This window comes from Huintestinicola sp., from assembly GCF_051882455.1.
Lineage (GTDB): Bacteria > Bacillota > Clostridia > Oscillospirales > Ruminococcaceae > Huintestinicola.
Genome location: NZ_JBJERV010000060.1, coordinates 24,356 through 34,526 on the forward strand (window position 1 = coordinate 24,356; position 10,171 = coordinate 34,526).

Below are 10,171 nucleotides of genomic sequence, written 5' to 3' on the forward strand. Positions count from 1 at the left end.
TATGTATAAAATAAAGAGATTTTTTGACTGCCAGGTGCCTGTTAATCTTTGCAATTTCGAGTGCGATTACTGTACTGTCGGTCAGTGGAAATTAGTGCAGGGAAAGGGCCCTGATAAGTATACTCCCTTCAAGTTCCCGGTGGAGCAGATGGCTGCTGCGGTGAGACCCGAACGCCTTGGCGGAATATGTGCCTTCAATCTCTGCGGCAACGGAGAGACCTTCCTTCACCCTCAGATAATGGACTTTATCGATCTGCTTTTAAAGCAGGGTCACTTTGTTTCGATAGTTTCAAACGGAACCGTTACCACTGCTATCGATCATCTGTGCAGTCTTGATGAGGAGCTCCGTTCCCACGTTTTCATAAAGTTTTCTTTCCATTATACCGAGCTGCTTAAAAAGAATATGCTGGAAAGATATTTTGATAACGTACATAAGGCGCATAATGCAGGTCTTTCGCTTACTGTTGAGCTTGTGGCTTCTGACGGAAATGTTCCTTACATCGAGGATATAAAAAAGGTTTGTATGGAAAATCTGGGCGTGCTCTGTCATCTTACCGACCCCAGAGCCAATACGACCCACGATATCAGACACCTTACCGAAATGCCTATGGAGGAGCATCTCAAGGTATGGAGCCAGTTTGATTCTGCATTGTTTGACTATCGTCAGGCTACATGGGGACAGAAGCGCGACAAGGATTTCTGCTACGGCGGCGTCTGGTCATTTAATCTGGGTCTCGGTAACGGACGGCTCAAACAGTGCTACCGAAATTCCGATACGGTGCAGTTTATTTTTGATAATGTTGATGAGCCTATCCACTTTATTCCCAGAGGTCATTTCTGCTCATTCCCTCACTGCTTTAACAGCCATGTATTTGACTGCCTCTGCGGTGTTATCCCCGAGATCAGCTCCCCTTATTATATCGAGCTGCGCAACAGGGTGCTTCCCGACGGCACCGAGTGGATAAAGCCTGCTTACAAGGATATTTACAGCCACAGAGTATGTGAGAACAACACTCCGTATACGGAAGAAGAAAAGCTTTATGCTGACGGCGTGATGCGCCTTCAGAACAATATGGAGCCCGATGAAGCGTTCAGGACGCTCATTACCGACTGCTTTAACAGGTTAGCGGAGGAAAAAGACATAAGCATTTACGGAGATAATAATGCTGCAGAGTGGATAAATGCTAACCTTGATATGAAAAAGTTTGCGGCAGGCGATAAGGAGAAGATGACGATCGTTACAAACTTCTCCGATTTTGCACAGATAAAGCCTGAGCTGGGCAGGGAGTCAGACGCGGAGATAATCAGTATCGTTGATGTGCTTTCAAGGAGCAGATAATGAAACTCCATCTTTCTGTTGATGATGTGATCTGTTCGCTGATGGATCTGTGCAGTCAGGCTCCGAATTCGGTTTTTGATATTCCGTTCTGGTGCTTATTAAGGGATCTGAACGAAAAATATGGTGCGGTCTTTACGATCTATGCTTTTGAAAATTACGCCGAGAGCTTTCATGTTAATTGTATCCCAAAGCAGTATTGGGCAGAGTTTGCTGATTGCAAATTTATTCGTTTTGGTTTTCATGGTGTATTCCGGCGCGAAAAAAACGATTTTTTTGAAAGACAATGTATCGGCTTCTATTCGTGCTTTCCTGAAGCGCTGAGAGCGGATACGATACGTCTTCACAGATATGAGGCGGATCCTTCGATGATCGGTATATTGAGAAGATATGGCGTTTCTGCCATACTGTGCAGGGAAGATGAAAGCAGGAAGATCAATGATTTTCCGCCATCATATATGTTCACTGAAAATGAGGAAAAAAGAATAGGCACAGTACCTGTCAAAATCAATGGGATAAGCTTTGTAAAAACTAGTCTGAGAATAGAACTGCATGAAAAAAATCAGTTGCTGCAGGAACTCAATGAGCTTATTTCTAAAAGTTCCGATGATGCTATAATTGCTGTTTTTACCCACGAAAAATTTGTGAGCGAATACTCGGATAGTATTGATGCGGTCTGCAGACTGGTCAATAAGCACAGTAACATTGATTTTACTTTTTGAAGGAAGGGATCGAAATAAAAGCTATACTTATGGCTGCCGGAAGAGGCTCAAGGATAAGCCGAGAGATAGAAAGCAAATGCAAATGCACTCTTGACATAGGAGGGATCTCCCTTATCGAGCATACTGTGGAGATGCTTCTCAACAGAAATATTGAGGTGCATATCATTGTAGGCTTTAACAAGGAACAGATAATAGAATGCCTGAAAGACTACCCTGTACATTTTCATTACAACGCTTTCTTTTCTGTTACAAACAGCCTTGCCTCTTTATGGTTTGCAAAAGAGGAATTGTCGGGCGACTGTATCATTCTGGGCAATGCCGATGTATTCTGGGAGGACGACCTGCTGGACGTTCTTCTTGAGGATAAGCGGGATTGCGTGATGCTCTGCGATTCAAGCAGAGTCGAACAGGGGGATTATCTTTTCAAGGTCGTCGATGAAATGATAGTTGATTACGGAAAGGGTATGAGCAGTGAGCGCGCTACTGCCGAATATGTGGGGATAGCTATAATCCGCGGCAATATGATAGCCGAATGCAAAAAAAGACTGGAGCTGCTTATCGACAAGCAGAAATGTCATGACTGGTGGGAACAGATCTTTTACAGTATGACCGACGAAAGACCGATATGGGCGCACGATATTAACGGGAAATTCTGGGCTGAGATAGATTATATCGAAGACTACGAAAGGATCCTGAAGTATGTGGAGGAAAATTATGAAGCCAAAAATATCTGTTGTGGTCCCGTGCTATAATTGTGAGGCATTTGTTGGAAGATGTCTTGAGAGCATTTTAAACCAGTCATATACCGAGCTTGAGATAATCGCTGTCAACGATGGCAGCACGGATAATACCGGTGAGGTTATCCGCAGGTATCTGAGCGACGGGAGAGTAAAGTATATCGAGCAGCCCAACGGCGGCGAGGCTGCCGCAAGAAACACGGGCATTGAAGCTGCTGACGGTGAGTTTATCGGCTTTGTTGATTCCGATGACTATATTGACCCGCAGATGTATTCCAAGCTGTATGAGGCTTTGTGTGAAACAGGCTCTGATATGGCGGCGGCTAACTATAATCAGGTCTATGATGACGGTACGGTCAAGGCCGCATACTCAACTATGTCAGGCAGGGTGTTTGATATTCGGGAGGATGTTCTTTCGTACTGGGTAAGGGTCTGTGCAGCTGCACATCCGAATAATTATGTATGGTCCCGCCTGTACAGGACCGACGTTATCGGAAGGTCGGGGATAAGATTTGAAAAGTATGTGCACAGCGCAGATACATTGTTCAATTTTAAGCTGCTGCCGTTTATAGGTAAATGTGTTCTTGTAAATGAGGGGCTGTACAATTATGTTCAGCGGGCAGGCTCGGGAATACATACAGTGGCTGTAAAAAAGAACATTGCCGAGCTGTATGCCGACACCTTCCAGGAGCTGGCGGATTATTACAATGATAATCACTTTGACAGGTTCAAGTGCGTTCTTCCCATTCATGCCTATACAAGAATGAAGAATGTATTTTTCTATTCGCGGCTTGCCGGTATTCCCGATGACGAGACGATCTCAAACCTTGCTCAAAGCTGGAAGGACAGAGATATATTCAAGTATTTTCTGGGTGAAAAAATATGAAATACGCGGTGGTAACAGGGTCAACAAGCGGGATAGGCTATGCTGTGGCAAAGGCGCTTATTTCCGAGGGGTATTTTGTGTTCCTCAACGGAAGGAAGGAGCTTTCCGCCGAGCTTCCGGGGGAGAGCTATATGTTTGTCAAGGCTGATGTATCTGTTCCCCAAGGTGTGGATACGCTTGCCGAAGCCGTTCTGAGCAGGACGGACTGCATTGAGTCGCTGGTACTTAATGCGGGGGCTACCTGCAGGAAGAGTATGGCTGACATTTCATATGACGATTGGCAGAAGGTCATGGACACAAATGTCAATATGCCCTTTCTCCTTGTGCAGAGGCTTATGCCGAACATTTGCAGGGGCGGGAATGTATTGTTTATCGGCTCCGCAATGGGTGTAAAGCCCCATTCTTCTTCGCTGCCCTATGGAGTATCAAAGGCGGCTGTTATCTCGCTTGCGCAAAATCTGGTCAAGGAGATGCCCGGGATACGCGTTAACTGCATCTGCCCGGGCTTTGTTGATACTGACTGGCAGCTGCAGAAGCCCGAATGGCTCAAGGAGAAAATATCATCCAAGATCGCTCTGAAGCGGTTTGCAGGTCCCGATGAAATTGCCGATATGTGCATTAAGATAATGTCGAACACATATATGAACGGGGCAGTGGTAAATGTTGACGGCGGGTATGATATGGAATAAATATTTTTAAAGGAGAATTATAAATGTTAAAGGAATTAAAGAAAGCATACAGCCTGTTGAGTGATGATCTATCAAGACAGATCTTTATTAACAGATTAGGATTTATGTCAGCAACGCAAATTGGTTCCGAATATACAGAGGAAGGTATGAACTGTTTCAGCCGTATGCTGAAATTAGCAGATCTGGATGTGTCTGATCTAAAGATAAAAATAGGGGATGATCCGGTAATTGTTTACGGGATAGGCTATTGTTCCTATTTGTTCACTGCTTTTTTCAAAGCATATTTTCCTAACAAAGAAATTACGGCATATTGTGATAGAAGAAATAATGAAGTGTCTCAATTCTTTGGCAAAAAAGTTCTCAGTATTAAACAGATAAACGAAATGTTCCCCAATGCAGTGATCATTATTACTCCAAACTATGTTAAAGATGAAATTGTATCGGAGCTAAGACAAAACGGCGTTGCCGATGATCGAATTGTTTTTGATTACAATAAACTCATTACCACATTTAGTGATGAGTATTTTGATGAGGTGCTGAAATTTTCGGAGAATGAAGTATTTGTTGATGCAGGATGTTGTAATTGCGCGAATTCTCTGGATTTTATAAAACGTTGTCCGTCTTATGAAAAGATATATGCATTTGAACCTGACAGTAATTCGTATATGATGTGCAAACAAGTAATTCGTGATAAAGCTATATCTGATATTGAACTTTATGACTGTGGATTATGGGATAAAAAAGATACAGCAACTTTTGGCGGCAATGGTTGTCCTCATATTGACTCCAATGGCGAACAAACTATTAAACTTGATACGCTGGATGCTATTGTTAACGGAGCAAAGGTCACGTTTATTAAAATGGATATCGAAGGGTCAGAACTTAATGCGCTTCATGGTGCAAGGAATACTATTGTATCCAATAAGCCTAAGCTTGCGATCTGTATTTATCATAAACCGGATGATATATGGGAACTTCCGCTGTATATACACGAATTAGTCCCTGAGTATAAATTGTACATTCGTCATTATAGTGCAAAAGCTTGCAGTACAATTTTATATGCAACTATAGAATGACAAATATTGAGTCTGATCCTGCTCAAAGCCGGAATAATATAATGTCGAACACATATATGAAAGGCGCTCCCTTGTCGGTTATGTCCGTCGGGGGAGCTTTTTTGTTGGTCGTGATGAAAAACGAATGTCGGATTTGTGCGTGTATACAAAAATGATGTTTATCGGAAATTTTGTTCCAAAAAGTATTGACAAATCGGAATATTTGTGCTATAATGTAAGGGCGGCGGTGAAAAGGAAACGTTTTTCGGGGCGGGGAAAAGGTTTCCGCGGGGGTTTTTTGAGGGCTGTGGAGCTGTAATGTATTTTGGACGGACATAAGTGAGATAATATCTGCGGACGGAGCGGGCGGAGATACGGCTGTTTGGTAATATCTCTTTGCTTTTGCGAATATGATGGTATAGGGCAGGGTGAAAATATATCCAAAATTTCTAAGATTATTTTTTCATTAAAAATGAAAAAAACACTTGTATTTTCAGAAAATATAGGTTATAATATACTATAGGATAAAATCCGATGTTCAGTTTTGATGAAAGGGGTGCGAGCCTGTGAATAATGAGCAGACAATGACATTTTCTGTCTATGAGGACAAGGAAGCCGAGCTTAAAAAGAACCTTACGCTCATTTACGACGCTTTAAGGGAAAAGGGCTATAATCCCATAAATCAGATCGTTGGCTATATCCTGTCCGAGGATCCTACTTATATAACTACATACAACAATGCACGAAGCCTTGTTCGTCACATCGACAGAGACGAGCTGCTTCAGGTGCTTGTTAAGTCCTATCTCGGGGCTTGACGGCGTTGAGGTCTTCGGTGCGGGGTATGTATATATCACGCACCTTTTGCTTTTTGTGAAAGGCTTGTGAAAAACAGCTGAAAAGTTGTATTGACATAATATTGTAACCGTTTTGTAGTGGTATTTTCCGAAAAAATCGGTATAATATTGTTAGAGATGAAAAATCAGCTCCGTGTAGCTCTCCCGAAAAGGGGTATGCTATTATCATACGCAGAATATGCTCTGCGATGATATAGATATATTTCTGAAAAGGAGGCTTACACCTTTGGCGGGTAAGAAAACGGCGGCTCTCTTCATGAGCCTTGCTATGATTTTTTCATCGGGCTTCGGCTCTGTTTCCTTTGCTCTTGACGACACCCTTTGCGGCTACGGTCAGGGCAGAGAGGTCAATGATGAAAACTGCCCTGTGGGCGCTCTGATGTTCAACGAGCAGTTTTATAAATACGGCGCTTATGCGGTCACGGACGGGGAGAAGATAGTCCTCACCTTTGACCAGGGCTATGAAAACGGCTTTACGGCGCCTATTCTTGACACACTCAAGGAGAAAAACGTTAAGGCGGTCTTCTTCCTTACGGGAGACTACGCTAAGCGCAATCCCGAGCTTGTGAAAAGAATGATAAGCGAGGGTCATATCATAGGCAATCACGGTATGGCACACGCTTCGCTCCCCAAGCTCTCCGATGAGGGCATCAAAGAGGAGATAATGTCCCTGCACGAATATGTGAAGCAGGAATACGGGTATGAAATGAAGTATTTCCGCCCTCCCTGCGGCGAATATTCCGAAAAGGCGCTGGCTGCGGTCCATGACTGCGGCTACACCACTCTGGTCTGGAGCTTTGCTTACTGTGACTGGAACGTGGACGATCAGCCCCCCGAGAACGAGGCTCTCGAAAGAGTTTCCTCGGCGGCTCACAATGGTGCAATTTATCTTCTCCACAGCGTTTCCGAGACAAACTGCAATATCCTGTCCCGTGCTATTGACAACATCAGGGCGGCGGGCTTTGAGTTCGGTTTGCCTGAGGTTTAACTTGACATCAGATCCCTTGCGGGATCTTGATATATCCTGTTTTGCTGATGCAGACGGCAGAACATCTCGTTATCTTCCTTGTTTTATTTTGTTTAGGCTTATCCCTGCTGCAGCTCGGCTAAGCTTACAGCCCCGACGCTAATCGGGGCTGTTTTTTTGGCGGGTGACGACCCGCGGCGAGGGCGGGGGGCGCCCCGCAGCGAGGTCGCGCTGTTATTTTGCCCGGTATTGTTAAATCCTTCCGCGCCGAGGGGTATGGCGTGAAAAACAAAGCCTGCTAAGCCTTTGGCTTGCAGGTGCAGTCTGTTGAAAAAGTCGAAATTTTGCATCGAACAAAAAAGTTCACCTGCATAATTCGGCTTTAATACGTAAGTTGCCGAGCCACAAAAGAGGGAGGTTATTGCTATTTCACTAACGAGATGGCTTCGGCGACACGCTGAGCCTGCAAAGCCTATGGCTTGCAGGCTGAAAATTTTTATTGCTTTTGAGGCTGCTTTGCCTCGTTTAGGTCCTTTTCCGCTTTGGTTATTTGCAGATATTCGGCATTTAAGTCATCGGGAGAGGAAAAGCCCATATCCATTGCGGCATAGCAGAGGCTTGAGGCGAGGGGCGCTCTTAACGGGGGAGAGGCAAGTGTGATATGGCTGCATTTATCTTTGAGCATATCATATAGGGTCTCGGCGTAGTCTCCTGTTAAGATGATATTCTGAGTGCGGCTTGAAAGCTCGTCCGCAAGCAGGTTTACGGGGGTGATGCTGTCCTCCCGCTCTCTTATGATATTTCCCTTGTCCGCTTTGAAAAGTGCGTTATACACAAGCTCCTGACGGGCGTGCATTACGGGGCAGATGATACCGTCAAGGGGGGATATGCCTTTGAAATTGTACGCAAGGGACATCAGGGACGATACACCGGCACATTTTTTGTCAAGCCCGAAGCAAAGTCCCTTTACTGCGGCTATGCCTATCCTCAGTCCCGTATATGACCCGGGGCCGCTTATGGCAGCAAAGCCCTCCACGTCGGAAAGATTTTTTCCTGCGTCGGAGAGCATTTTTTTGCACATGGGCATTATCACCTGAGAATGGGTGAGCTTTGTTACAAAGGTATTTTGGGCAAGCACCGCATTCTCTGTGCAGAGGGCGCAGGAAGCGGTCTTTCCCGATGTATCAATTCCAAGTATCAGCAAATTTATTTCCTCCGGTCGGGTCGGTCAGGGTTATCTTCCTGCCGCCGTTTTCTGTAAGCTCAAGGGTGACGGTTATGGTATTTCCGTCAAGCTCCTCCTCGATATTTTCCGACCACTCGGCGGCTATGACCGAATCCTCGGACATATAATCGAAAAAGCCTGTTGTCTCCAGGGCTTCTCCGCCGCTTATGCGGTACATATCAAAGTGATACAGGGACAGTCCGTCCCCGTGATATTCGTTTACTATGGCAAAGGTGGGGGAGGATACATTGTCCTCGAGTCCCATTCCCATGGCAATGCCTCGGGTGAAGGTGGTCTTGCCTGCTCCCAGTCCGCCTTTGTAGGCTATGACCTCGCCGCCTGTGAGACGCTTTCCCAGGCGCCTGCCTGCTTCTATGGTCTCCTCGGGGCTGTTTGTGAATACGGTTTCCGAATAGGGTGCCACGGCTGCTCCTTTCATATGCTGTCCATATTTTTAAGCAGCTCGTCAACGTCAGATGCGGCGGAAAGCAGGCTTTTCAGCTTTTCGCTGAGGTCATTGCTGCCTATTATGCTGCTCTCTGAGGGTATATCCTCCGCTGCGGCGGGGGCTTCGCTGCTGTGGGCGGCGTCATACTCCGCTTCCGCTTCGTCTGCGCCCGAAATAAGACGGGAGATGCTTTCCTCCGACCTCTCGGGACAGGCTATGCTGGCGGTGTTCATTGAGGGGGTGACGCTCATTATACGGAATTTCTCGCAGAAAAAGCAGATATCATCGTCCTCAAGGGAACGTATCTTATACCGCTTCTTTTCCGCATAGCCGTATTTTTCGGTGCAGATTATATCAAAGCCGAAAAGAGGCGTTCTCACTCCGAGACAGCCTATTTCAAACTCGCTTACATTTTCAAAGATAAGTTCGGCGCTGAATTTTACGGGAGAATTGCTGTATAGTATCATACGGATAAAGGGGACCTTTACTCCTTCGCTGCCTATTCCGCTGTAGTAGCTGAAATCGCCGAATGCGTCGAAATTATACCAGTAGAAATCCTCCGACAGCTCGGTTATCTGGTCGATGCCGTAGATGTCTCCGAAGTTTTTCTTCAAGGCGCTTCGTTCCTCGCACTGAGGCATGGGCTTTCTCATTCCCACGGGCATTTTTTCAAAGCCCATTCCCTCATACCAGGGGATAAGACTGTCCTCGCAGAATATCTGGACGCTGAGCTTATAGATGCCCGACTGACAGTATTCCACGATATTTTGGACTATCTTCGCACCTATGCCGTGCCTGCGGTAATCGTTGCGGACGCATATTCCGCTCATTATGGCGGCTATGAGACCGTCTGACGCTACTCGTCCCAGTCCTACAAGAGTATCGCCGTCATAGGCATAACAGGAATAAAAGCTGGCGTTTGCTTTTTCGATATCCTCATCGGTGTAGCCGCTGAGATTATACCATTCGAGAGCTTTGTAAAGATCTATTGTATCTGTGGGCTTTTTAAGCTCGGAGACATATTCAATATTCACAAAATTCCCCTCCCGCCGCTTATTGCTTATACATAACATTATTTTATCACATTATAGAGGAAAGGTCAAGTTATATTTTGTAAACAGTCGGAGTTATTTAAGATTTTTATGAAGCTGATGTTTGTGCGAAAAATAAAAGGCGTTCCCCGAAAAGGAGAACGCCCCAGTCTGTCGAAAAAGAAATGACAATTATATAATATGCACAAACCAATGTAAAA

11 protein-coding genes are annotated in these 10,171 nt (G+C 45.2%); 8 read left to right on the top strand and 3 right to left on the bottom strand.

Features of this window, described 5'->3' with window-relative positions; all coding sequences use genetic code 11:
- Position 1 precedes the first annotated feature (1 nt).
- The 8 genes from ACI4J0_RS07805 (at position 2) to ACI4J0_RS07840 (ending at position 7,267) form a co-directional block, all read left to right on the top strand.
- Positions 2–1,339 (top strand): radical SAM protein, encoded by a 1,338-nt coding sequence (locus ACI4J0_RS07805; RefSeq protein ID WP_439765247.1) that lies wholly within the window; start codon positions 2–4, stop codon positions 1,337–1,339.
- On the top strand, positions 1,339–2,058 hold the full coding sequence (locus ACI4J0_RS07810) for a hypothetical protein (RefSeq protein ID WP_439765248.1): 720 nt from the start codon (positions 1,339–1,341) through the stop codon (positions 2,056–2,058). The genes ACI4J0_RS07805 and ACI4J0_RS07810 overlap by 1 nt, the downstream gene beginning before the upstream one ends.
- A gap of 29 nt (positions 2,059–2,087) precedes the next feature.
- A complete protein-coding gene (locus ACI4J0_RS07815) occupies positions 2,088–2,810 on the top strand; it encodes an NTP transferase domain-containing protein (RefSeq protein WP_439765249.1) in 723 nt (240 codons plus the stop codon).
- Positions 2,773–3,681, top strand: coding sequence for a glycosyltransferase family 2 protein (locus ACI4J0_RS07820; protein ID WP_439765250.1), 909 nt, complete (start codon positions 2,773–2,775; stop codon positions 3,679–3,681). The genes ACI4J0_RS07815 and ACI4J0_RS07820 overlap by 38 nt, the downstream gene beginning before the upstream one ends.
- Positions 3,678–4,370 carry an SDR family NAD(P)-dependent oxidoreductase gene (locus ACI4J0_RS07825; RefSeq protein WP_439765251.1) on the top strand — a complete coding sequence of 231 codons (693 nt, stop codon included), beginning with the start codon at positions 3,678–3,680 and terminating at the stop codon, positions 4,368–4,370. Before ACI4J0_RS07820 ends, ACI4J0_RS07825 begins: the two co-directional genes overlap by 4 nt.
- Before the next feature lie 23 nt (positions 4,371–4,393).
- The gene (locus ACI4J0_RS07830) at positions 4,394–5,446 is read left to right on the top strand and encodes an FkbM family methyltransferase (protein ID WP_439765252.1); all 1,053 of its coding nucleotides are present in this window, start codon (positions 4,394–4,396) and stop codon (positions 5,444–5,446) included.
- A gap of 563 nt (positions 5,447–6,009) precedes the next feature.
- On the top strand, positions 6,010–6,240 hold the full coding sequence (locus ACI4J0_RS07835; RefSeq protein ID WP_432650023.1) for an IreB family regulatory phosphoprotein: 231 nt from the start codon (positions 6,010–6,012) through the stop codon (positions 6,238–6,240).
- A 265-nt stretch (positions 6,241–6,505) separates the two neighbouring features.
- The gene (locus tag ACI4J0_RS07840) at positions 6,506–7,267 is read left to right on the top strand and encodes a polysaccharide deacetylase family protein (RefSeq protein ID WP_439765253.1); all 762 of its coding nucleotides are present in this window, start codon (positions 6,506–6,508) and stop codon (positions 7,265–7,267) included.
- Positions 7,268–7,742: 475 nt separating this feature from the next.
- Here ACI4J0_RS07840 and tsaB read toward each other — a convergent pair whose 3' ends face one another.
- Genes tsaB through ACI4J0_RS07855 form a run of 3 tightly spaced genes read right to left on the bottom strand, consistent with a single transcriptional unit; the run spans position 7,743 to position 9,953 of the window.
- Positions 7,743–8,450 carry a tRNA (adenosine(37)-N6)-threonylcarbamoyltransferase complex dimerization subunit type 1 TsaB gene (tsaB, locus tag ACI4J0_RS07845; RefSeq protein WP_439765254.1) on the bottom strand — a complete coding sequence of 236 codons (708 nt, stop codon included), beginning with the start codon at positions 8,448–8,450 and terminating at the stop codon, positions 7,743–7,745.
- Entirely contained in the window at positions 8,431–8,895 is a 465-nt protein-coding gene (gene tsaE / locus ACI4J0_RS07850; protein ID WP_439765255.1) for a tRNA (adenosine(37)-N6)-threonylcarbamoyltransferase complex ATPase subunit type 1 TsaE, read from the bottom strand. Before tsaE ends, tsaB begins: the two co-directional genes overlap by 20 nt.
- An 11-nt stretch (positions 8,896–8,906) precedes the next feature.
- The gene (locus ACI4J0_RS07855) at positions 8,907–9,953 is read right to left on the bottom strand and encodes a GNAT family N-acetyltransferase (protein WP_439765256.1); all 1,047 of its coding nucleotides are present in this window, start codon (positions 9,951–9,953) and stop codon (positions 8,907–8,909) included.
- Positions 9,954–10,171 lie beyond the last annotated feature (218 nt).

Coding starts and splice junctions, on each gene's coding strand:
- ACI4J0_RS07805 (WP_439765247.1), top strand. CDS start 2: ATGTATAAAATAAAGAGATTTTTTGACTGCCAGGTGCCTGTTAATCTT.
- ACI4J0_RS07810 (WP_439765248.1), top strand. CDS start 1,339: ATGAAACTCCATCTTTCTGTTGATGATGTGATCTGTTCGCTGATGGAT.
- ACI4J0_RS07815 (WP_439765249.1), top strand. CDS start 2,088: ATGGCTGCCGGAAGAGGCTCAAGGATAAGCCGAGAGATAGAAAGCAAA.
- ACI4J0_RS07820 (WP_439765250.1), top strand. CDS start 2,773: ATGAAGCCAAAAATATCTGTTGTGGTCCCGTGCTATAATTGTGAGGCA.
- ACI4J0_RS07825 (WP_439765251.1), top strand. CDS start 3,678: ATGAAATACGCGGTGGTAACAGGGTCAACAAGCGGGATAGGCTATGCT.
- ACI4J0_RS07830 (WP_439765252.1), top strand. CDS start 4,394: ATGTTAAAGGAATTAAAGAAAGCATACAGCCTGTTGAGTGATGATCTA.
- ACI4J0_RS07835 (WP_432650023.1), top strand. CDS start 6,010: ATGACATTTTCTGTCTATGAGGACAAGGAAGCCGAGCTTAAAAAGAAC.